This window comes from Bacillus sp. M5A3_1b (genome assembly GCF_053345335.1).
This window is the reverse complement of sequence record NZ_JBKEZY010000003.1, coordinates 453,518-476,165: the sequence shown is the minus strand read 5'-3', so window position 1 is coordinate 476,165 and position 22,648 is coordinate 453,518. Positions and strand designations below refer to the sequence as shown.

At 36.6% G+C, this 22,648-nt stretch carries 26 protein-coding genes; 16 read left to right on the top strand and 10 right to left on the bottom strand.

Annotation, left to right across the window (positions count from 1 at the left end):
- Positions 1-8: 8 nt before the first annotated feature.
- The 4 genes from ACLBWW_RS12080 to ACLBWW_RS12065 are packed head-to-tail and all read left to right on the top strand — an operon-like array spanning position 9 to position 3,486.
- The gene (locus ACLBWW_RS12080) at positions 9-890 is read left to right on the top strand and encodes an SGNH/GDSL hydrolase family protein (RefSeq protein WP_176518828.1); all 882 of its coding nucleotides are present in this window, start codon (positions 9-11) and stop codon (positions 888-890) included.
- Positions 887-1,804, top strand: a complete 918-nt coding sequence (locus tag ACLBWW_RS12075; protein ID WP_098048856.1) for an ABC transporter ATP-binding protein — start codon at positions 887-889, stop codon at positions 1,802-1,804. Before ACLBWW_RS12080 ends, ACLBWW_RS12075 begins: the two co-directional genes overlap by 4 nt.
- The gene (locus tag ACLBWW_RS12070) at positions 1,797-2,789 is read left to right on the top strand and encodes an ABC transporter permease subunit (RefSeq protein ID WP_048542758.1); all 993 of its coding nucleotides are present in this window, start codon (positions 1,797-1,799) and stop codon (positions 2,787-2,789) included. The genes ACLBWW_RS12075 and ACLBWW_RS12070 overlap by 8 nt, the downstream gene beginning before the upstream one ends.
- A 19-nt stretch (positions 2,790-2,808) precedes the next feature.
- Positions 2,809-3,486 (top strand): uracil-DNA glycosylase, encoded by a 678-nt coding sequence (locus ACLBWW_RS12065; protein ID WP_098048858.1) that lies wholly within the window; start codon positions 2,809-2,811, stop codon positions 3,484-3,486.
- Between the two features lie 41 nt (positions 3,487-3,527).
- Here the strand turns inward: ACLBWW_RS12065 and ACLBWW_RS12060 are convergent, their stop codons facing one another.
- From ACLBWW_RS12060 to ACLBWW_RS12050, 3 genes are all read right to left on the bottom strand, one after another.
- Positions 3,528-3,821: a DUF3817 domain-containing protein gene (locus ACLBWW_RS12060; protein ID WP_048542756.1), complete on the bottom strand. Its 294-nt coding sequence runs from the start codon at positions 3,819-3,821 to the stop codon at positions 3,528-3,530.
- 209 nt (positions 3,822-4,030) lie between these two features.
- Positions 4,031-4,852 (bottom strand): Cof-type HAD-IIB family hydrolase, encoded by an 822-nt coding sequence (locus ACLBWW_RS12055; RefSeq protein WP_098048860.1) that lies wholly within the window; start codon positions 4,850-4,852, stop codon positions 4,031-4,033.
- A 433-nt stretch (positions 4,853-5,285) separates the two neighbouring features.
- Entirely contained in the window at positions 5,286-6,569 is a 1,284-nt protein-coding gene (locus tag ACLBWW_RS12050) for a purine/pyrimidine permease (RefSeq protein ID WP_141497552.1), read from the bottom strand.
- Positions 6,570-6,664: 95 nt separating this feature from the next.
- Here ACLBWW_RS12050 and ACLBWW_RS12045 point away from each other — a divergent pair, with 95 nt between their 5' ends.
- The 3 genes from ACLBWW_RS12045 to ACLBWW_RS12035 all read left to right on the top strand — a co-directional run bounded on the left by ACLBWW_RS12045 (position 6,665) and on the right by ACLBWW_RS12035 (position 8,385).
- On the top strand, positions 6,665-7,657 hold the full coding sequence (locus ACLBWW_RS12045; protein WP_048542753.1) for a potassium channel family protein: 993 nt from the start codon (positions 6,665-6,667) through the stop codon (positions 7,655-7,657).
- Positions 7,658-7,663: 6 nt separating this feature from the next.
- A complete protein-coding gene (locus ACLBWW_RS12040) occupies positions 7,664-7,951 on the top strand; it encodes a YwdI family protein (protein ID WP_001167358.1) in 288 nt (95 codons plus the stop codon).
- Between the two features lie 65 nt (positions 7,952-8,016).
- Complete coding sequence (locus ACLBWW_RS12035; protein WP_000688322.1) at positions 8,017-8,385, top strand: DUF423 domain-containing protein; 369 nt, start codon at positions 8,017-8,019, stop codon at positions 8,383-8,385.
- 31 nt (positions 8,386-8,416) lie between these two features.
- Here ACLBWW_RS12035 and gerQ read toward each other — a convergent pair whose 3' ends face one another.
- The 4 genes from gerQ to hemQ form a co-directional block, all read right to left on the bottom strand.
- Complete coding sequence (gene gerQ / locus ACLBWW_RS12030; RefSeq protein ID WP_000068648.1) at positions 8,417-8,845, bottom strand: spore coat protein GerQ; 429 nt, start codon at positions 8,843-8,845, stop codon at positions 8,417-8,419.
- Between the two features lie 27 nt (positions 8,846-8,872).
- Positions 8,873-9,295, bottom strand: a complete 423-nt coding sequence (gene cwlJ / locus ACLBWW_RS12025; protein WP_000538163.1) for a cell wall hydrolase CwlJ — start codon at positions 9,293-9,295, stop codon at positions 8,873-8,875.
- 175 nt (positions 9,296-9,470) lie between these two features.
- Positions 9,471-10,742, bottom strand: a complete 1,272-nt coding sequence (locus tag ACLBWW_RS12020; RefSeq protein WP_048542747.1) for a serine hydrolase — start codon at positions 10,740-10,742, stop codon at positions 9,471-9,473.
- Between the two features lie 323 nt (positions 10,743-11,065).
- Positions 11,066-11,809, bottom strand: coding sequence for a hydrogen peroxide-dependent heme synthase (gene hemQ / locus ACLBWW_RS12015; RefSeq protein WP_048542744.1), 744 nt, complete (start codon positions 11,807-11,809; stop codon positions 11,066-11,068).
- Between the two features lie 279 nt (positions 11,810-12,088).
- Between hemQ and pta the strand changes: the two genes are divergently transcribed.
- Complete coding sequence (gene pta / locus ACLBWW_RS12010) at positions 12,089-13,060, top strand: phosphate acetyltransferase (protein ID WP_000067226.1); 972 nt, start codon at positions 12,089-12,091, stop codon at positions 13,058-13,060.
- Between the two features lie 48 nt (positions 13,061-13,108).
- Here pta and ACLBWW_RS12005 read toward each other — a convergent pair whose 3' ends face one another.
- Both ACLBWW_RS12005 and ACLBWW_RS12000 read right to left on the bottom strand, forming a co-directional pair.
- A complete protein-coding gene (locus tag ACLBWW_RS12005; protein WP_447614050.1) occupies positions 13,109-13,954 on the bottom strand; it encodes a lipoate--protein ligase family protein in 846 nt (281 codons plus the stop codon).
- 128 nt (positions 13,955-14,082) lie between these two features.
- The gene (locus ACLBWW_RS12000; protein WP_000868353.1) at positions 14,083-14,775 is read right to left on the bottom strand and encodes an RsfA family transcriptional regulator; all 693 of its coding nucleotides are present in this window, start codon (positions 14,773-14,775) and stop codon (positions 14,083-14,085) included.
- Positions 14,776-15,061: 286 nt separating this feature from the next.
- Here ACLBWW_RS12000 and ACLBWW_RS11995 point away from each other — a divergent pair, with 286 nt between their 5' ends.
- The 6 genes from ACLBWW_RS11995 to ACLBWW_RS11970 all read left to right on the top strand — a co-directional run bounded on the left by ACLBWW_RS11995 (position 15,062) and on the right by ACLBWW_RS11970 (position 21,072).
- The gene (locus tag ACLBWW_RS11995; protein WP_000526075.1) at positions 15,062-15,286 is read left to right on the top strand and encodes a DUF1450 domain-containing protein; all 225 of its coding nucleotides are present in this window, start codon (positions 15,062-15,064) and stop codon (positions 15,284-15,286) included.
- Between the two features lie 303 nt (positions 15,287-15,589).
- Positions 15,590-16,645 (top strand): FecCD family ABC transporter permease, encoded by a 1,056-nt coding sequence (locus tag ACLBWW_RS11990; RefSeq protein WP_000388283.1) that lies wholly within the window; start codon positions 15,590-15,592, stop codon positions 16,643-16,645.
- On the top strand, positions 16,642-17,658 hold the full coding sequence (locus ACLBWW_RS11985; RefSeq protein ID WP_001260774.1) for a FecCD family ABC transporter permease: 1,017 nt from the start codon (positions 16,642-16,644) through the stop codon (positions 17,656-17,658). Before ACLBWW_RS11990 ends, ACLBWW_RS11985 begins: the two co-directional genes overlap by 4 nt.
- 15 nt (positions 17,659-17,673) lie before the next feature.
- Positions 17,674-18,486: an ABC transporter ATP-binding protein gene (locus tag ACLBWW_RS11980; protein WP_000212066.1), complete on the top strand. Its 813-nt coding sequence runs from the start codon at positions 17,674-17,676 to the stop codon at positions 18,484-18,486.
- A gap of 190 nt (positions 18,487-18,676) precedes the next feature.
- Positions 18,677-19,621: an ABC transporter substrate-binding protein gene (locus ACLBWW_RS11975; RefSeq protein WP_000787744.1), complete on the top strand. Its 945-nt coding sequence runs from the start codon at positions 18,677-18,679 to the stop codon at positions 19,619-19,621.
- A gap of 146 nt (positions 19,622-19,767) precedes the next feature.
- Entirely contained in the window at positions 19,768-21,072 is a 1,305-nt protein-coding gene (locus ACLBWW_RS11970) for an HD domain-containing protein (protein WP_000262747.1), read from the top strand.
- A 39-nt stretch (positions 21,073-21,111) separates the two neighbouring features.
- Here ACLBWW_RS11970 and ACLBWW_RS11965 read toward each other — a convergent pair whose 3' ends face one another.
- Positions 21,112-21,297: a 2-hydroxymuconate tautomerase gene (locus ACLBWW_RS11965; protein ID WP_001147171.1), complete on the bottom strand. Its 186-nt coding sequence runs from the start codon at positions 21,295-21,297 to the stop codon at positions 21,112-21,114.
- Between the two features lie 112 nt (positions 21,298-21,409).
- Here ACLBWW_RS11965 and ACLBWW_RS11960 point away from each other — a divergent pair, with 112 nt between their 5' ends.
- On the top strand, positions 21,410-22,084 hold the full coding sequence (locus tag ACLBWW_RS11960; protein WP_000372449.1) for a site-2 protease family protein: 675 nt from the start codon (positions 21,410-21,412) through the stop codon (positions 22,082-22,084).
- Positions 22,085-22,109: 25 nt separating this feature from the next.
- Entirely contained in the window at positions 22,110-22,619 is a 510-nt protein-coding gene (locus ACLBWW_RS11955; protein ID WP_000136683.1) for a YwhD family protein, read from the top strand.
- Positions 22,620-22,648: the final 29 nt, after the last annotated feature.

Below are 22,648 nucleotides of genomic sequence, written 5' to 3'. Positions count from 1 at the left end.
GATAAGGTGTGAAAATCGCTTTTCAAAATTGCGTTTGGTATAATTATGGACAATCTATGAGGGCTAAAAGGGGTTTTGATATGAGATCAAAAGTAGTAAAAGTAATTCTACTCATTACAATTGCATCTTTCTGTTTATTTGCATATGGCTTTGTTTCAGGTGTAAATGATGTGTTAAATCCGAAAGCGTCAAATTTAATTAAAAAGACCGATGTAGTGGCAAAAGAGAAAAAGAAAACGGGAACGTTACAAATCGTTAGTTTAGGTGACTCATTAACACGTGGTGTTGGTGATAAAGAAGGAATTGGCTATATTGGGCGTATGAAAGAGGATTTACAAAAAGATTATAAGCAAAGGGTTGCGTTAACAAACTTAGCTGTTAGTGGTGCAAAAATGCCTGACCTATTAAAACAAATTGAGAGTAGTGGCGCTCAATATTCAATTAAGCAAGCAGATGTAATCGTTTTAACAATTGGAGGAAATGATTTATTTCCAGGTTGGGAATCGCTTGGAAAGATAGATTTAGAAACATACCGTCCTGATACAGCGACGTTCCAAAATGAAGCGAAGAAAATAATAGAAGAAATTCGTAAGTTAAATACAGATAGCCCTATTTTTTGGCTTGGTTTATACAATCCTTTTGAAGATGTAGAAGATTTAAAAGGTTCTTCAAACATCGTTGTAGACTGGAATGCATCTTTAGAAAAATTGGCGATAAATAATAAAAATGTGTATATTACACCGACATTTGATTTATTCCAAAACCGTGGGAAAGATTTATTATACTCCGATCATTTCCATCCGAATGAAATAGGATATACATATATGGCGGACCGATTAGTTCAAAATGTTGTGAGTAAATTAAAATTAGAACAAGGAGGGGTAAAATGACGACGATACTTTCTGTACGAGACGTGAAGAAGGTAATTGGAAAGAAGACTATTGTAGAGAATATTTCCTTCGATGTAAAACAAGGAGAAGTGTTTGGCTTCCTAGGACCAAATGGCGCCGGAAAAACAACTACCATTCGAATGTTAGTTGGATTGATTAAAGAAACAGAAGGTACGATTTCTATCGGTGGTTATTCGATTAAGGAAAATTTCAGAGAAGCGATGCGTCAAATTGGGAGTATTGTTGAAAACCCTGAACTGTATACATATTTAACGGGATGGGAGAATTTAAAACAATTTGCCCGTATGCTAGGTGATATATCAGATGAACGTATTATTGAAATTGCTCAAATGGTTCATTTAGATGAAAGAATTCACGATAAAGTAAAAACGTACTCACTCGGTATGAAACAGCGCCTTGGCATTGCGCAAGCGCTTCTTGGAAATCCAAAATTACTCATATTAGATGAGCCAACAAATGGCTTAGACCCGGCTGGAATTAGAGAACTTAGGGAATTTATACATAAGCTTGTGAAAGAAGAAAATATGAGTGTGTTTATTTCTAGTCATTTGCTAAGCGAAGTACAAATGATATGCGATCGTGTGGCGATTATTCATAAAGGAAAAATGATAACAGTTGCCAAGGTTGAAGAGTTAATTAAAACAGCAAGTGATCGTGTAGAATGGATTGTTACACCGATTTCTAAGGCGAAAAATATGCTAGAAGATGCTAAGGAAGTAAGAGAAGTGAGTATAGAAGATAATCGATTACTATGCCGCATGGATATCGCATGTATAAGTAGTTGGAATAAAAACTTTGTAGAAAATGGGATAGATGTGCATAGCGTTAAGGAGCTTGTATTTACGCTAGAAGATTTATTTATTGAACTCACAAGGGGTGAGCAGCATGCGTGAATTTGCGAATCTAGTCTTAAATGAATCGGAGAAAATTTATCGTAAGAAACGTATTTTTGTTGTCATGCTTATTTTAGCAATCTTGATCCCACTTTTCGTGTATGCGCAGTATCGTGAAGTAGAAACGACACAAAAAAGGCTCGGTACGACGGATTGGAAAGTTTCATTACAACAACAAATTGTTGATTCTCAAAATCGTTTGAACAATTCTAGACTACCAGAAGAATGGCGTGATTGGCTAAAGGTAAGAGTGGAGCAGCAACAATATTATTTAGATCATGATATTAACCCGATGGCACCGGGCGCACCCACTTTTGTAAGGGCGTTTATTGAGCAAGGAATTACATTGTTTATTCCGCTTCTCGTAATGATTGTTGCTATTGATATTGTTTCAGGAGAGCGAAGTGATGGAACGATGAAGATGCTACTTACACGGCCGATTCGGCGCTGGAAAATACTTCTTAGTAAGTACGTGACGATGTTATTTTTCATTTCACTCATACTGCTTCTTGTCGGTTTGTTTGCTTACATATTATCTGGGCTTGTATTTGGATACTCGGGATGGAATTTGCCTGTTTTAACTGGGTTTGTTATTGATAAGGAAACGTTAAATACGAATTTTGTACATCTTATTCCGCAGTGGCAATACGTCTTGATGGCGTATGGGCTAGCTTGGTTTGTTGCTATCGTTGTCGGAACTATATCATTTATGGTTTCTGTTTTAATTCGAAATACACCAGCCGGTATGGGCGTTATGTTAGCCGCATTAATCGCAGGTGGCATTTTAAGCTCGTTTGCAACATCTTGGGAAGGTGCGAAATATATTTTTAGTGTGAATTTATCATTAACAGATTATTTATCAGGAAAATTACCTGCATTACAAGGCTTATCGATGGGGTTCTCTTTAATGAATTTAACGGTTTGGGCAGTTGTATCTCTTATTATTTCATTTGTAGTATTTACAAAGCAGGATATGGTGAATTAATTGAACAGGAAGTGAAAGTATGGAAAATGTTTTAAAAAATGATTGGGGACCATTATTGGCACCAGAATTTGAGAAAGAATATTATCGCAAGTTGGCTAATTTTTTGAAAGAAGAGTATAGTACACATGTTGTTTATCCGAAGGTAGAAGATATTTTTAACGCTCTTCAGTATACAAGTTATGAAAATACAAAGGTCGTTATTTTAGGACAAGATCCATATCATGGACCGAATCAAGCGCATGGTTTAAGTTTTTCTGTACAACCTGGTGTTAAAACACCACCATCATTGTTAAATATGTATAAAGAACTTCGAGATGAATATGGTTATGAAATTCCGAATAACGGTTATTTAGTAAAGTGGGCAGAGCAAGGAGTATTACTACTAAATACAGTATTAACAGTTCGTCAAAGTGAAGCAAATTCTCATAAGGGAAAAGGATGGGAACACTTCACAGATCGTGTGATTGGACTGTTGAATGAACGTGAAAAGCCAGTTATTTTCATATTGTGGGGGCGCCATGCGCAGGCGAAGAAGAAGTTAATTACGAATACAAATCATCATATTATGGAATCTGTACACCCAAGCCCATTATCGGCAAGACGTGGTTTCTTTGGTAGTAAGCCATACTCTAAAGTAAATACGATTTTAGCTAATATGGGCGAAAGAGAAATTGATTGGGAAATTCCAAATTTGTAAATAAAAAAGGTAGTTAACAGTCGTTAACTACCTTTTTGTTATTATTGTTGCTCGTTCTTTAATTTTGCATCTAGTACAAACGTACCGAATGGGATAATTGATGAAACGAATGCTCCAAGTGCCCATAAAATTGATTTACGGTGTACGATTGTTACTTGAATTACCGCAAAGATGAATAGAATAAATAAAACACCATGAGCCATGCCTGTAATTTTAACGGCTGTAGCAAATCCTGCAAAATATTTTAATGGCATTGCTACAAATAATAGTAGTAGGAAAGAAATCCCCTCAACAAGTCCAATTGCTCTTAATCGTCCGATTGGTGTAGATAACATGAAGTAGCCTCCTTTAATGTATGCTTGTATATAGTAAATTTGTATTCTTTTTCAAAATAAAATAGTCTATTTTGTTCCATTATATACAAAAAGAAAGTTTACACTACGAGAATAGTGCAAAGTTCAAAATATAGTCACAAAAGCATGAGAATTTAAATAAAAACCTATTTGAAGTGTTTGACTTCAAATAGGTTTTATGAGTGAAAATATTAAACGAGTGCTTCTCTTTTTAGTACGAATTTCTCTACAACTTTTGCAACGCCATCGTTCATATTTGTATCTGTTACGTAGTTTGCAATTTCTTTAATATCATCTGGTGCATTGCCCATTGCAACACCAAGACCGGCGAATTCGATCATTGCCTGATCGTTATAGCTATCGCCCATTGCGATAACTTCTTCGCGCTTAATGCCAAGTTTTTGAATCAGTTGGTTTAAGCTTGTTCCTTTTGTAACACCAGCTTCAGTAAATTCTAAGAAGAATGGTTTAGAACGCATAACACTTAATTGGCCTTCTAGTTGTTTTTGTAGTTTCTTTTCTACAACAACAAGTCGTTCAGCTTCTTTATTCATTAATACTTTTACTACAGGCTCTTTAACAGCAGCTTTAAAGTTATCTACAACAACAATTGGCATACCAGTAATATCGCCCTCAATTTCAGTATAAGGATTATTTTCTTCCGTTACGATATCATCGCCCATATAAGTATGAATCCATACATCTTCAGTTTTACTAATTTCAAATAGATTGTGAACGATTTCAGGAGATAGTGTACTACTAAAAATTTCTTCGTTTGTTTTACAGTTAATAATTTTTGCACCATTAAAAGATAGAATGAAACTACCGTATTCTTCTAAACGAAGTTCTTTCGCTACATTGCGCATACCAAACGTTGGACGTCCAGAAGCAAGTACAACTTTTACACCTTGCTCTTGTGCAGTCATTAACGCTTCTTTCGTACGAGGTGAAATAGTATGGTCATCACGTAATAAAGTATCATCTAAATCTAAAACAATCATTTTATAAGTCATATTGAAAATTCCTCTCTTTGTTGAAATAGAAATAAAGTTTTATGAAGATATTGGGGAATATATAGTAAGACATCGAACTTCTTTATCCCACATTAACGGGCAGTAAGACCCCCAACTCAAAATTCAGCGAAAGCAAAGAAGTTAGGTGGGGGTCGGGCTGCCCGTAAAAGTCCGATTGGTTCAACTAATAATCAGTGGGGGATGAACAAAACCCCCACTGATTAAAGTTTCACTTTATGTGAAGCTAGGAGAAGTTCTGTATTTTTAGTATAAATTACCACGAGCATGTTGCCTATGATAATTTATACTGCTAATGCCCGATCGGTGAGAGCTAATCATTAGTAAAGATGAATGGCTCTCATTGATTAAAGTTTCACTTTATCATTATCGTAACAACTCTAAAGATAGAGTGCAATAATGGAAGTTTTCCAATTTACGATGGTTGTTTTTCTGTAGAACGAGAAAATAGTATTTCGAGCAAAATTGCCATTACAGATCCAAGAACGAGACCGTTACTTAAAAACGATGCTAGAAATGGTGGGAGTGTAGAAAATGCTCCTGCTGGAACAAACATAACTCCGACTCCTGTAAAGATTGAAAGACCTGCTACTTTAAATAACCTTTCTTTATCTTGTACTGTTTCGTATTCGCGAAAGGCAAGACCAATCATGCTTGCAAATACAGGGTAAATGGCAGCATATCCGACTGCGACAGGTATCGCCGCAAAGAATGAAGTAATCTTTGGGAATATACTAACGAAAATAATAAAGCTTGACCCTAACATAAAGGGGAGTCGTTTATAAATATTAGTCGTTGCAATAAATCCTGCTGATCCAGAAATCGCAACAGGTCCAATAGCTGAAAAAAGGCCTCCTAGCAATTGATTTATGCCTGTTATAATGCCGGCTTGTTTGAAACGATCTGGTGCTGCATTCTTTTCATACTTAGAGACAATCCTTTGCACAACGCGAATACTTGCTAACATATTTGTTAGAAGTAATAGTGTAACGAAAACGACTGTAATTGCCATATTCCATTCAACACGAGGCATTCCGAAAACAAATAGAGACGGAAAACGGATTATATCTGTCACAGGTGTTACTGGATTAGATAATCCGAAGCATGCGAATAATATCCAGCCGCAGACGATACTGAAAAGAACAGAATATTGTCCGATAATAGGTAGCTTCATGATGAAAAAGGATAGTAAAATAACAATGAGTGAAAGAATAAATACGTCAGCTTGTACTTCTGTATGTTTTCCATCAAGGCCAAACATTCCTTTTAAGAAGGACCCGCTAAGTTGCGCGACAAGAAGAAATAAATATGTTCCAATGACTGTCGGTGTAAAATAGCGAACTAGTTTATCGATGAGTCCAAAAATACTAAGAATAATACAAATGAAACCACTTAATAGGAATGCGTACTGAAGGACTTTAAGCGTTTCATTGCTGGATCCAAATAATACGACACCTAAACTTGCATAAAGGGAGAAAATGCCCCACCAAAGGCCTGCAGGACCTTCTTGAATAGGCAGTTTATGTCCAAATACAGCTTGCAGTAGGCCGGCAAAGCCAAGAACAAATAATGTTCTTTGTACGAATGCAATAGCTTCAGCGCCATCGAGACCATAATTAGTTGCGACGCTAATTGGTACAATAAGGCTTCCAGCTAAAATAAATAGTGCCCATTGTAAGGCGGAAAGAAATGTTTTCATTATATCAACCTCTTTCATAGATTCCGTATCTAGTATATATGTATTTCATTTCCACTGGCAAAGATTGTAGATAGAGAAAAGAGTTGAAGCGCAATATGAATGCACGGAAGCAATTATGGATAGCAGTTATATGTATGACTTTTGTTGTAATTCTAGGAACGCTAGGATTTATGATGATTGAAGAGATTAGTTTGTTTCAAGCATTTTGGATGACGATGATTACTGTATTAACTGTTGGGTACGGAGATGCCGTTCCTGTAACACAGGCAGGAAAAGTTTTTGCGCTTCTTATCATACCTGTTGGAGTCGGTATTGTTACGTATGCAATTGGTGTAGTGGCAGCTATGATTATTGAAGGGAATTTATTTCATGCAGTACGGAGGAAGAAGATGGATAAACAAATAGCGCAGTTACAAAATCATATTATCGTATGTGGTTGTGGTAGAGTGGGGCTTCAAGTTGTACATGAATTGCAAGAAAAGAAAATTCCATTTGTCGTCGTAGATAAAGATGAAAGTATATTAGAGAAGGAAAAACTTTTGTATGTACACGGAGATGCAACGGAAGATCAAGTGTTACATCATGCTGGAATTTCAAAGGCAGCTGGTTTAGTTGCTATCGTAGCAAATGATGCTGAAAATGTATTTATTACATTAACGGCAAGAGGGCTAAACGATGCAATTAAAATTGTGGCAAGGGCGGAAAAACCAGAAACCGAAGACAAATTAAAGCGTGCTGGGGCAAATAAGGTGATTAATCCATCTAGCATGGCAGGAATTCATATTGCAAAAGGTATTGCGAATCCGCTAACAGTTCATTATATTGATACAGTACTATATGGCGTGGAACAGTCATTTGTAATTGAAGAAATTGCAGTCGGCAAAGGTTCTATTTTAGCTAGTAAATCGTTACTAGAGAGTGATGTGAGAAATCAATTTGATGTAACAATTTTAGCGATTTTGAGAAATGGGAATGTTATACATAATCCAACGGGGCAGGAAAAACTACAAGAACATGATATGATAATAGTGTTTGGTTCAGTAGAGAAGCTAGGACAATTTGAGAAAGAACTACAAAGTAAGAGGTGACAAGGAATGCAAATATCGAGCGATAAGATTTTAAATAAAATGGCGAATGAAATTGCAAAGGCAAAAAGCAGTGAAGGGCAACAATCAAAAGCGCATTTATTAGTTGTGCGAGCGTTATGTGATTTATTATTAGATGAACAAGCTGAGCCTTCTATGTATAGAGAACCTGAGATTCCATCACAAGTAATTGGCTCTCAGCCTATGACGACAGTTCAACCAGTTATGCCGGTTTCTGGAGAACCTGTTTATATAAAAGAAGAAGGCGCAAACGGTAATTCTTTATTTGATTTCTAGAAGATAAATCGTTTGGCTTATATGAAAAAATTGCTTATGATAAAGGTAAAAAAAGGGGAATTAAGATGAAAATTTTCTTTTTACTAGGTTGTATTGCGGCAGGGCTATCTGTTGCGTTAGGGGCTTTTGGAGCACACGGTTTAGAAAATAAAGTTTCTGCAAAAATGTTAGAAGTTTGGAAAACAGGTGTTACATATCAAATGTTTCATGCCGGTGGACTATTCGTAGTTGCTTTATTAATGGATAAAATTCAATCATCACTTTTAACTACTGCTGGCTGGCTTATGGTAGCTGGGATTATTATGTTTTCAGGTAGTTTGTATGCATTAAGTACGACAGGTATTAAGTTCTTTGGCCCAATTACACCTCTTGGTGGTGTAGCGTTTATCGTGGCATGGATCTTAGTCGGAACTGCAGTTGTAAAAGGATTATAAAAAACAAAAGCTGGCATACGCCAGCTTTTTTTTATGGTCTTGGAGCATAAGTTGCTTGTTGACTAGGTAAATAAGTAATTTCTTCTGGGAATTCTACATAATCTAAATAAATCATTAATAGTAAATAACGTTTCCCTGATTGGGGCTCACTAATTACGATATGATCACGACCAGCTGCCTCAATAATACCTGTATAAGATTGTGTACCGAGCGAACTACCACGCTCATAAGTCATTACAACGGTGGCTTGCTTGCCTTTGTTCAAGCGAAGAATATTTTCAATGTACGACTGTTCTAATGGTAACATGCCTTGAGAAACGGCATATTGAGCTTGCGCAGCTTGTTGTTGCATTGCTTGCTGTTGTTGCTGTTGCTGTGGGGTCATTTGTTGCGGTTGTACATAAGTTCCAGATGGTTGATAGAAACCTGTTCCGTAATACGGGTTTTGTTGCTGTGCCATTCAAAAATCCCTCCTCATTATCAATCCTTAATATACGCCAGGACAATCCTCGCCAGATGGCTGGAAGAAGCAGTGCTTTTTGAAGCGACCAGAGTTTTGTTGATTATACCAAGTTGGCGGACAAGGGCCTTCCGGTCTAAAAAACCATAAGGAAAAGTTGGCGGGCCAAAAACGTTGTCCTTGAATCGTTCGCCTTGCTAATGCGATATCTTGTTCTCTTGCACGCTGATAAAAATACCCTTTTTGCGTTGCCTCAAAACCGCCAGGATTTTGATAAACCATTTGACGTAAATTACGTATTTTTTTAAAATCTAAACAATTTCCGCGGACACGATTTACTCCTACGTTTCCGACCATTAACATTCCTTGTTGTCCTTCTCCTTCGGCTTCAGCACGCATCAGTCTAGCTAATAACTTTACATCTTCTTCGTTATAAGCAATAACACCCATTATGTGTCACCTCTCTTTTTGGAATACCTTGTGGAAAGAGGTTTATTTCTAGATGAAGTGTGTAACGATTACTAGTTCATACGTATGAGAAAAAGGACTCAGATATGACAACCAAACGAAGTTTTACATGGAGAGAGGGAAATAAAAAAAGCTAGCGTGAGCTAGCTTTCCATCATTAAAATACTTTAGACCATAAGTTTGAGAAGAAATCTCCAATAGAGCGCATTGTTAATACGAACCAATTTGCCTTTTCAACTTCTTCTGTCGTTTTTGCAGTAACTTTCATGTTTTTATTTCCATCTAAAAATCCGTATTTATCAGTTGGTTCTAGAACGATGGAACCTACTTTTGCATCCTTTTTAACAGGAGCGACTAAATGTCCATCTTCAGCAAGGGATTTATCTGCTTCAGTCCCAATTTTATAAGGATCTTTGCTACCTTTTTTCGCAATTACTGTTATTTCTTTTTCCGGTGTAACAGTCACTTGATCTTCGTTACCTTTTACTACAGAGATTGTGTTGTGTTTATCAACTTTTAATTTTTGTTTTTCAAAGTTATTAAATCCATATTCAATTAATGCACGAGATTCAGTGAAACGCTCGTCCATTGATTTTGTTTTAATAATTACTGAAATAAGGCGTAAGTCACCACGTTTTGCTGTAATAGTGAATCCGTATCCAGCAGTATCAGAACTACCAGTTTTTAAACCATCTGTTCCTTCATAAGAAAAAGCAGCACCTGGTAACATCCAGTTCCAGTTTTCCATACGAATTGGTTTCGGATGATTATCTGGGAAGTTTCTAAATCTTTGTTTTGTATCCTCTAGCATTTCTGGATACTTTGTAATTATTGCTTTTGAAAGCATACCCATATCGCGAGCTGACATGGAATTTTCTCCATTCGGATCCGTTCCCTCAGGGTGTTTTCCCTTTAAGTCAGCGTTATTTAACCCAGTAGCGTTTACAAATTTATATTTCTTTAACCCTAGTTTTTTTGCATGTTCATTTGCAAGGTTTAAGAAGTTTTTCTCACTTCCTGCAAGAAGTTCTGCTAAGGCAATACTAGATCCGTTTGCAGAGAAGATAACGATAGAATGATATAATTCTCTTACAGTATATTGACGTCCCTTTTCAAACGGAACGTTAGAGAATTCATTATTACGTGAAACTTCATAAGCATAATCAGAAATGTTTACCTTTGTATCCCAAGTGATTTTTCCTTCTTTAATTGCTTCTAATACGGCATAAACAACAATTAGTTTTGACATACTAGCAATAGCTAGCAATTCATCTGGATTTTGTTCATGCAGTATTTTTCCTGTATCTGCATCAAATAGAAGTGCAGCAGCTGCCTCAATGTGTATTTTTTCTTCCGCATGGGATGTTGTTACTCCTAAGGAAGAAATTGACAATAAAAGCGCTAGTAAAATAGACAAGATTTCCTTCATATAGATTATCACCTTCGCATCGTTATTAGCGTGTAGCTCGTACCATTTTAGCATAAATTTGGATATAGAAAGGTTACAATTTTGTAAGGAAATCGAAAAGAATTGTCGATTTTTGTTCAAATTTGCAGAGAAAAGAAGTTTTTTGAGGAGAAATATAGAGGGTAATAAAAAAAGGAACGAATTTCGTTCCTTTTTCATGATTTGCCCCGCTATTTGCCGGGCAGTAAGATCCCCACCTCAAAATTAAGCGACAGCAAAGAAGTTAGGTGGGCGATGATAATGAGTGGGGGATGAACAAAACCCCCACTCATTAAAGTTTCACTTTATATGTGTAAAAATTTCTCTGCCTTTTCGTCTGGTAAAATGTTTCCAACGAAAAATGTTCCGAATTCACCATAACGAGCACTTACTTCATCGAAGCGCATTTCATATATAAGTTTTTTAAATTGAAGAACATCGTCAGCGAATAATGTTACGCCCCACTCAAAATCGTCGAATCCAACTGATCCTGAAATAACTTGGCGTACTTTACCTGCGTACTGGCGACCGATTTTACTATGACTGTACATCATTTTTTTACGTTCTTCCATAGGAAGCATGTACCAGTTGTCATCACCTTGGCGACGCTTATCCATTGGGTAGAAGCAAATGTGATTTGCTTTTGGTAGTTCTGGATATAAGCGAGCTAAGATTTGTGGGTTTTGATATGGATCTTCATCAGCTGGAAGGTAGTTGCTTAGTTCAACAACAGATACGTAAGAGTATGCAGGAACCATATATTCAGCTAATGTTGTTTTATTCAATTCTGTCTCAATTTCATTTAACTCTTCCATTGTTGGACGTAAAATCATAAGCATAATATCAGCTTTTTGGCCAACAACAGTATACATTGCATGACTACCTTTTTTCGCGGTAGATACTTCGTTCCATTTTTCAACGACATTTAAAAATTCAGACACAGCTTGTCCGCGTTCGTCGCTAGATAATGTTTTCCATGCAGCCCAATCAATAGAACGTAAATCATGTAAACAATACCAGCCATCTAACGTTGTTGTTGCTTCACTCATTCTATTCACCTCAGTTAATGATAGTTTTACACGTTAACTATAGCATATATAGTTTTAAAATCATCTATATAAAGCTTTAGCGCATAAAATTGTCACATTTAAATTTACTTGAAAATAGGAGAAGATAAGGCTTAAAGGGGATTTATTTCTAGGCTGAATTTTATGAAAATATAATCATTTTCATTTTATCTATTTTTTGGGAGCTATAAGTTTAAAATATAGAGGAAAAGCAGTATTCTTAAAGATAGAGTTTTTTAACATATGTAGGAGGGTTTATTCGTGAGCAACTTATTTACAACAGTAAAAGAAAAAGTTCAAGGAAAAGGCATTTCTATCGTACTTCCTGAAGGAACTGATGAAAGAATTTTAGGCGCTGCAGAGCGTTTAGCAAAAGAAGAGTTAGTACAACCAATTTTAGTTGGTAATAAAGAAGAAATTAGCGCAAAAGCTGCTAGCATGAATTTAACATTAGCAGGCGTTGATATTTATGACCCAGCTACATACGAAGAAATGGATGCAATGGTAGCATCTTTCGTTGAACGCCGTAAAGGTAAAGCAACTGAAGAAGACGCTCGCAAAATCCTTAAAGACGAAAACTACTTCGGTACAATGCTTGTATACATGGGTAAAGCACACGGTTTAGTAAGTGGTGCAGCTCACTCGACAGCTGATACAGTTCGTCCAGCACTTCAAATCATTAAAACAAAACCAGGCGTTACAAAAACTTCTGGCGTATTCATCATGGTACGTGAAGAAGAGAAATATGTATTCGCTGATTGTGCAATTAACATTGCACCAAACAGCCAAGATTTAGCTGAAATTGGTATCGAGAGTGCGAAAACTGCTGAACTATTCGGTATTGATCCACGCGTTGCTATGTTAAGCTTCTCTACAAAAGGTTCTGCGAAATCTCCAGAAACAGAAAAAGTTGTAGAAGCAACTCGTATTGCAAAAGAAATGGCTCCTGAATTAACTTTAGATGGAGAATTCCAATTCGATGCTGCATTCGTACCGTCTGTAGCTGAGAAAAAAGCTCCAGGTTCTACAATTAAAGGTGATGCTAACGTATTCGTATTCCCAAGCTTAGAAGCTGGTAATATTGGCTACAAAATCGCTCAACGTTTAGGTAACTTCGAAGCAGTAGGACCAATCTTACAAGGTTTAAATATGCCTGTAAATGATCTATCTCGCGGATGTAACGAAGAAGAAGTGTACAAGTTAGCTTTAATTACAGCAGCTCAAGCACTTTAATTCTATAATGAATCGAAATAAAGACCGTCGCTATTATAGCGACGGTCTTTATTTTTCTAAGCCAAGTGCTTTATTGTTACGATCAATAATGCGTTGTAAATTCGTCTCATATAAAGGTATTTCATCTATTGTTAATTGAGATGATGTTAACTTTGGAGCGAATTGCTGCAATGTTTTTAAAAGGCGCATCATTAAATCTTGTACTGTAATGGTTTCGCCAAGTAATTCTGAAAGTGAAGCCATCGTACTCGGTACAATTTCAGGATATGTAAAGCGTGTTTCTTCTCCTTGAATGGCTAGGTTGTAGAAATCACGAACGAGTGCGGCACGCTCAGAGCCACTTCCTGTAGCGCAGAGATAAATTTGGACAGCGACACCACCGCGAATACGGCGCTGTGAAATGCCAGCAAATTTTTGATTGCGAATACTTAAGTCATAGCTACCAGGACAGTAAGAGCCAACAATTTCTTTTGCCTCGATTGTAACATCGTAATCGTTTAACATTTCCTTAATTAAATGCCACATTGTATCGTATCCAAGATCAATATCGATACCTTTTTCTGTCTCTTGGAATAAAAGTGATATGTTTAAAACACCTTCATCAAGTACGACTGCAAGTCCACCGGAATTACGAACGATAACATTGAAGTTGTTTTCTTGTAAAAAGGAAATACCTTCTTCCAAGTGTGGTAGGCGTGAATCTTGAATGCCAAGAACAATTGTATTGTGATGAACCCAAGAACGCATTGTTGCAGCTGATTGACCATTTCCAATGCTTGTGCACAGTGTGTCATCCATTGCGAATGACTGCAATGCATGGAATGTTGGTCCCAAACTAGACTGATCTACAATACGCCACTCTGGCTGAGATAAAATGGAACGGGAATTGCTCATATAACTAACCCCTTATCTTTAAAATGACAATCTCTATTATAGCAAAAAATGTAGAAACGGGTTTTTTCATATATAAAGGGAAAGTTTAAAGGTGAAATGATAAAAAGGATGCATACAATGCATCCTTTTTATTCTGCAATTTTTTCTAAATTACCGTTTCGATCCATTCGGAAAGATGTTTGAGAACGTTCTTCGTCATCCATGACTGCCAGCTTACGAGCACGGTTCATAATATTCATAAGTGTTTCGTAATCTTCTTGTACAGTATGAGATTGTTTTTCTAATTTTTCTAGTTTCTTTTCTAGTTCTTCATTTCGAAGGATTTGTGATTTAATTTCTTGCTTCAATCTCGTATTCTCGTTTTCAAGAGCTGTCACTTTTATATTTGAAGATCCGACCGTTTGTAAAAAATAAATAACATCTTGCATTGTCATAGAGCCTTTTGCAGCAGGAACAGTAGGTTCTTGATATGGAATAGCTTCTTTATATTGCACAATTGATTCCTCTTGTACGAATTCTTCATAGTCAGTTATCGAATCTGAAGCTGGTGGTGTATAAAGTAAACGTTTTTTCGCTTGTTCACCGCTTGCAGCACGCATTTTATCTTTACGATGTTTTTTTGCTAGTTGAAGAGCTTGTTCATAGCTATAGCGAACAACAGCATTCCAACGGAAACCACAGGCAGCCGATGTACGATTTAATTGATCACCCACTTCTTCAAATGCATTTAATTGAGTACTTCCTTCTCGAACGTGACGAAGTACAGTTTCAGCAAGTAATAAATCATCCTCATCCGTCCAAGCATCTTGTCTTACTTTCATAGATTCAACTCCCTTTCTTTTTATGAACTTCCTATTTTTATAATGGGCAAAAAAATGAGCTTTTATACAAAGCTTTTAAAAATATGGTAGATTTCGATGAAAGGTATAAATTTTGCTATGAATGATGAGAGCTTATGAAGGAGAGCATATAAATATGTAACATTATATGAAGAAAGAGCGTTGTAAGGACACTTGCAACGAGCTTCAAAGAGCGGTAAAATACCATTTAGTGTTTATTTTTAAATGTACTTGTGAAAAGTTTAAAATAGAGGAAGTGTTATATATAATGGGAAACGAATTTCGTGTGTGCGATGATTGTCAGGCAACGAACGTTAAAACGTTGATTCCAAAGTTAAAAAAAGTAGATTCATGTGCAACGATTGAAGTTGCATGTCAGTCTTACTGTGGTCCTGGTCGTAAAAAATCATTCGCATTTGTAAATAATCGTCCAGTCGCGGCTCCAACAGAAGATGAATTAATTGTAAAAATTGAAGCAAAGTTAAATAAGTAAGAAAAAGAAGAGTGAACAGATTACTCTTCTTTTTTTATGCCCATACGAGGAATGAGTTATTCTACGAAAATACAATTGAGTAGATTAACATTCAATGAAGGAGGGGCATCATCTATCCATTCAAATATAAATTTATATTTCAAAATAATGGTTGACAGTCTTTTGAAGCGATAGGTAGAATAGAAAGTGTCTGATTCTGAGAATCATTATCAAGAAAAGGTCAATTAACCTAATTTTTTTATTACTATTTGAGAATAAATTTCATTTCATTAAATATATGTTGTTGGTTAGGATGGTTGAGGTATGGAAGCGAGCGCAAGGAGTATAGAACAGCAAGATGTGAATGTTAAAGAGATTAAGAGCAGACCGCTCGTTGCTTCTATTATTTTAGTAGCAGGTACAGTTTTGTTAGCTTTAAGCATGGCAGTTTCTATTTCGTTTGGTGCTGCAGATATTAGTTTAAAGACTGTATGGCAAGCTGTGTTTCAGTTTGACGGTTCTATTACGCATCATAACGTAATTCAAGAACTTCGCATGCCTAGAGCAATAGGGGGCGTAGTTGCAGGTGCCTTTTTAGCGGTATCAGGGGCAATTATGCAAGGTATGACGCGAAATCCACTTGCTTCACCATCGTTAATGGGAATTACAGATGGAGCTGTATTTGGAATTGCAATTATGTATGCATTCTTCCCTAATTCACCTTATTTAATGTTCGTTATCGCATCTTTTATTGGGGCTGCGTTTGGAGCGAGCATTGTATATGGAATTGGGTCTTCTTCACCAGGTGGATTAACACCTGTGAAGTTAGCTTTAGCGGGTGCAGCAATTAGTGCTTTATTAGGGGCCATTTCATCTGGAATTGCGCTATATTTCAACCTTGCCCAAGAGGTGAGTATGTGGAATGCAGGCGGAGTTGCGGGAGTGAAATGGGAAAGTATTAATATGTTAGTACCAATTGGCCTTGTTTGTCTCTTTATTGCAATTATGATGTCGAGGTATATTACAATTTTAAGCTTCGGTGAAGAAATTGCGATTGGACTTGGTCAAAATACGACATTAATTAAATTTATCGGAACAGTACTTGTTCTTGTGTTAACAGGTTCTGCGGTTTCTATGGCAGGATCGGTTGGATTTGTTGGTCTTGTAATCCCGCATATGACTCGTTTCCTTGTAGGCTCAGACTATAGATGGGTTATTCCATGTTCTGCGGTCTTAGGTGGGCTGTTAATTGAATGTGCAGATATGTTATCTCGCGTTATTAATCCGCCGTTTGAAACGCCAATTGGAGCAATTACAGCGCTAATTGGGGTTCCATTCTTCCTCTACTTAGCACGTAACGAAGGGAGAGGGAAAATGTGAGGACAAGTGTCTTAACAAAAAAGAACGTTTCTGTTTTAACAATCTTAGTAGGATTAATCGTTACTGTATTTTTAGTAAGTTTAAATACAGGGACATTTAAAATACCGCCAATGGACGTATTAAAGTCATTGGTTGGACTTGGGGCTGAAGATCAGTCTGTTATTTTATTTGAATTCCGTATGCCGCGTATGGTTATTGCTATATTAGTCGGATCCGCTTTAGCGATGTCAGGTGCGATTTTGCAAGGATTATCACGAAATCCACTTGCTGATCCAGGTATTATCGGTATTAACGCTGGAGCGGGATTAACAGTTGTTATATTCGTCTACTTTTTCTTCGGAAAAGTTGGGACTGGTACATTTTTATCTGTATTTATCCTTCCATTCTTCGCGTTAGTTGGTGCAATATTAGCGGCGGTTATTATTTATTTACTAGCATGGAAAGACGGCGTTTCATCAACGAGATTAATACTAGTTGGTATCGCTGTTGCAGCCGGGTTTGGTGCTGTTAGTTTAATTTTTTCTATGAAGATGACATCTAACGATTTCCGCTTTGCTACGATTTGGTTAGCAGGAAGTCTATGGGGCACAGATTGGAAGTTCGTGCTAAGTGTACTTCCATGGATGGTTATTTTCTTGCCACTTGCTATTAGTAAGGCACACATATTAAATGTAATGAATCTAGGTGACTCCACAGCTGTTGGCCTTGGTCTAAATGTAGAAAAAGAAAGACGTAAATTATTATTTATTGCAGTTTGCTTAGCTGGTGCATCTGTCGCTGTTGCTGGAGGAATTGGTTTTATCGGTTTAATGGCTCCGCATTTAGCGAGGCGCCTTGTTGGTGGTAAACATCAAATTATGCTGCCTACCGCTGCACTAATAGGGACGTTTTTACTCTTATTCGCAGACGTAATTTCAAGAAGTGTGTTAACAACTTCAGAAATACCGGTCGGTCTTGTTATTTCTGTAATTGGTGCACCATATTTCATATATTTACTTATGAGGACAAAATAAAGGGAGGCTTTTTGTATGGCAACTTTAGCAGTTGATGCGGTATCTGTTGGCTATAATGAAGGGTTAATTATTGATGGATTAACAGTTGAAATTCCGGAAGGGAAAATTACAACGATTATTGGACCAAATGGTTGTGGGAAGTCCACATTATTAAAAACGGCTTCTCGTATTTTGAAGGCGAAAAAAGGTACTGTTTATCTTGACGGAAAAGCAATCGAGAAACAACCAACGAAAGAAATCGCAAAGAAAATGGCGATTTTACCACAGACTGCAGAAGTGCCAACTGGCCTTACTGTGTTTGAACTTGTTTCATATGGACGTTTTCCTCATCAAAAAGGATTTGGAACGTTGAAAGAAGAGGATTATCGTTACATTCATTGGGCACTTGAAGTGACGGGAATGACAGAATTTGCAAATCGTTCAGCAGAGGCGTTATCAGGCGGGCAACGTCAACGTGTATGGATTGCGATGGCCCTTGCACAAGGAACAGAATTACTCGTATTAGATGAACCGACAACGTACTTAGATATGGCGCATCAATTAGAAGTATTAAATTTATTGAAAAAGTTAAATGAAGAAGAAGGTAGAACGATTGTTATGGTTATCCATGACTTAAACCATGCTTCTCGTTTCTCAGATCATATGATTGCATTAAAAGCAGGTAAGTTAATGAAACAAGGAACGCCAGATGAAGTGATGACAAGTGAAACACTTCGCAGTGTATTTGAGATTGAAGCTCAAATCGTTCCGTGTCCAGTAAACTGTAAACCAATTTGTTTAACATATGATTTAGCGATGATTAGTAATCAATTGCGTAAAAAAGCATAAGTAGAATCCCCCTCGTAAAGAGGGGGGCTTCTAATGGACGTTGAGCTTCTTATTAGTAAATAGGAAGTTGAACACCCGTTAGAACGGGGCATAAGTAACAATTAATCAATATATATTTATTAATTGTTAATCTTGTTTCTTATAGTTCATTGTAACTTATAAGAGAAATACAGCTAGAAGGAGTGGGAACATGAAGAATTTTAAAATGGCGTTATTAGCAATGGTACTAGTTGTTACTTCTGTACTATTTGCAGCTTGTTCTAACAAAGAAGAGAAGAAAGCAGATGCGAAGGATGCGAAGACTGAAGAGCGCACTGTACAACATGCAAAAGGGGAAATTAAAATCCCTGCAAATCCAAAGAAAATTGCTGACCTTAGTGGTTCAACAGAAGAATTATTAATTTTTGGTATGAAACCAATTATTACTGCTAATACATCGCAAGAAAAAATTGATACACATATTGAAAAGAAATTAAAAGACGTAAAACCAGTTGGTTCTGCTTGGGGCGATAAAATTAACATCGAAGCAGTAGCTGCTGCAAAACCAGACTTAATTCTTGTAAACAATCGTCAAGAAAAGATTTATGATCAATTATCTAAAATTGCACCAACAGTTATGTTAAAAACTCCATTAGATCAATGGCGTCCAAAATTCGAAGAAGTAGGTCAAATCTTCGGTAAAGAGAAAGAAACAAAAGAATGGTTCAAACAGTATGATGAAAAAGCAAGCAAATTACATGATAAAATCGTTGCGAAAACTGGCGATGCTAAATTTATGAAAATGGCTGCATATCCAAATGCTTTCCGCGTATACGGTGACTACGGTTACGGTAGCGTAATCTTTAATGATTTAAAATTACCAGCAGTTAAAGGTACACCAACGGATAAACCACTAGTACAAGTACAAAAAGAAGCTTTAATCGATTACAACCCGGATTACTTATTCGTATTTACAACTGGTGACGGTTCTCAACGTCTAAAAGAATTCCAAGAAGAATCAATTTGGAAAAACATGAACGCTGTTAAAAACAACCACGTATTTACAATTAAAAACGAAGACGTAAACAAAGGTTACTTCCCTCTAGGTAAAGAAATGATCTTAGATGAAGTTGCTGAATTCGTTTTAGGGAAATAATGTATAAACAGAAATCACTTTTACTTCGGTAAAAGTGATTTTTTCTTTATATAAGGGCAATTAATATAGTCTTTCATTTCTTTCTGTTTCCTATTTCGTTTATAATATATAGTAAGAATGCAGTAAAGAAAGGGGGATGTCGGAAGGTGGTATATTTAAACGACAAACTCAGCGAAACAAAAGTGTTTAAAGACCCGGTACATAAATATGTGCACGTACGCGATCGTGTTATTTGGGATTTAATCGGAACGAAAGAATTTCAACGCTTGCGCCGTATTAAGCAGCTTGGAACGACATTTTTTACATTTCACGGTGCAGAGCATAGTCGCTTTACTCATTCGTTAGGTGTATATGAAATTATTCGTCGTATGATTGATGATGTGTTTGATGGCAGACCGAACTGGAATGCTGAAGATAGATTGTTATGTTTATGTGCGTCATTACTTCATGATGTCGGTCACGGCCCATTTTCTCACTCGTTTGAAAAAGTATTTTCATTAGATCATGAGAAATTTACGCAAAAGATTATCGTTGGAGATACGGAAATTAATCGCATATTAAGTCGTGTGGATAAAGACTTTCCGCAAAAGGTAGCCGATGTAATCGCCAAAACATCTACGAATAAATTAGCGATTAGCATGATTTCCAGTCAAATTGATGCAGATCGTATGGACTATTTATTAAGAGATGCGTATTTCACTGGCGTAAAGTATGGAAACTTTGATATGGAACGTATACTACGTGTCATGCGTCCATATGGGAATCAAGTAGTCATTAAAAATAGTGGTATGCATGCTGTTGAGCATTATATTATGAGTCGTTATCAAATGTATTGGCAAGTATATTTCCATCCGGTAACGCGCAGTGCCGAAGTTATTTTAACGAAGATTTTACACCGTGCAAAATCATTGCACGAGAAGTATTATACATTTAAAAATCATCCGGTTCATTTCTATTCTTTATTTGAAGAAGAAGTAACAGTAGAGGATTATTTAAAGTTAGACGAGAACGTTATGTATTATTACTTCCAAGTATGGCAAGACGAAGAAGATCCAATTTTAAGTGACTTATGCCGCCGTTTTATGAATCGAAACCTATTTAAATACGTAGAGTTTACAGATAAGCACGGTTTAGATAATTGGATGGAATTAAGTAGCTTATTCAAAAAGATTGGACTGGATCCAGAATACTATTTAGTAGTTGATTCAACATCAGACTTACCGTATGACTTTTACCGTGCTGGTGAAGAAGAAGAGCGTCTGCCAATCTTACTTCTTATGCCAAATGGAGAGCTTAGAGAGCTTTCACGTGAATCGGATATCGTTGAGGCGATTACTGGTAAGAAGAGAAGGGATCAAAAATTATTCTATCCGCATGATTTAATCTATGAAGATGGAAGAAAAGGAAAATATAAAGAGAGAATCATCGAGTTACTAGAAGGAAAAAAATAAGAAGCAGCTAAGGGCTGCTTCTTATGAAAGAACTTGAAATTATTTGTCGCTTAAGCGTTTTCCGCCAACTGCATAATGGTTTTTAGACATTTCTTCGATGAAAACAACGATGTTTTCTTCAGGAGCACCAGTTGTTTCGCTTACTGCTGCTGTTACTTTCTCAGCAAGAGCTTTCTTTTGTTCCTCTGTGCGTCCTTCTAGCATTTTCACTGTTACGTATGGCATATATAATCGCTCCTTTTATGTAAGTTACACTCTTATTATAGCGGATTATGGGGAAGAACAATCGAAAAAACAAATAATTTCTTTTTTTGACAGATTGAAGAGGAGATGAATCATGGATCAGTTATTTAGATATCCGTTGCACCAAATTCCGTTGGTAGCAATGGCCATTATTATTGCGTTATCAGTGCATGAATTTGCGCATGCATATGTTGCATATAAATTTGGAGACGATACAGCAAAGAAGCAAGGCCGTTTAACATTATCACCGATGGCGCACTTAGATCCTATTGGGATGATCGCTGTATTAATTCTTGGTTTTGGTTGGGCAAGACCTGTTCCTGTTAACCCATATAACTTTAAAAGGCCGCGTCTTGCAGGTATATTAGTTTCAATTGCAGGCCCAATTAGTAACTTAATTTTAAGTGCAATTGGTTTAATCATTTGGTATAGCCTATTAACATTTGGCGTATTAGACTCAATTCCATTTGCAGTAGCGGATACATTGGCTCAATTCTTCCGAATTTTTATTATGCTTAATATCGTATTACTTGTATTTAACTTATTGCCAATTCCGCCACTTGATGGGTATCGAGTTGTGGAAGATCTAGCACCAACAAATATTCGTGCGAAAATGACACAGTATGAAAAGTATGGAGCAATAGCGTTATTAATTCTTGTTATTACACCGCTTAGCAATTATACAATTCAACCCATTTTTAATGTTGTCATTCCATATGTATTTGTATTTTTAGACAGTATCATTTCGCCTATTTTTGGCCTTTTATAATCATTAAGTGAGGAGGAATTTACATATGACAGAGAAAAAGAAAAAAATCGGTTTTAATATCGTGAAAAATGATTCAACAGATGGACATGGTGGTTTTGGTGTTGGAGCATTAAGTCTAGAAAACATTTCACCTGTATTTGTCGATGTACTAGAGAAAACAGCATTTGTTGATATCGGTGCAATGCATGCGCGTAGTACAGTCGAAAAAGGTATTAAGTTTTTAACAAATAAAGATGAAGTTCCAAACGGAAAACCATTTTGGCTTGTGTGGGTAACGATTGAAAGAACGGCGACAGGTGCTTATTATGCAGGTGTAACAGCTTGTGAAATGACAGTTGACCGTGAAATTCGCCGCGGATATAAATCACTTCCAGAGCATGTAAACAAAATGGATAAATCAATGAAGCGTCACATTATGGTTGACCATATGGATGAATCATCTAAAAAAGTACTTGGTACGTTCTTGAAAGAACATAATGAAGCGATTTGGAACGAATCTAGTGAAGAATTGCGCCGTGCATTATTAAGTGAATAAAAAATAGCTGACGGATACCCGTCAGCTAT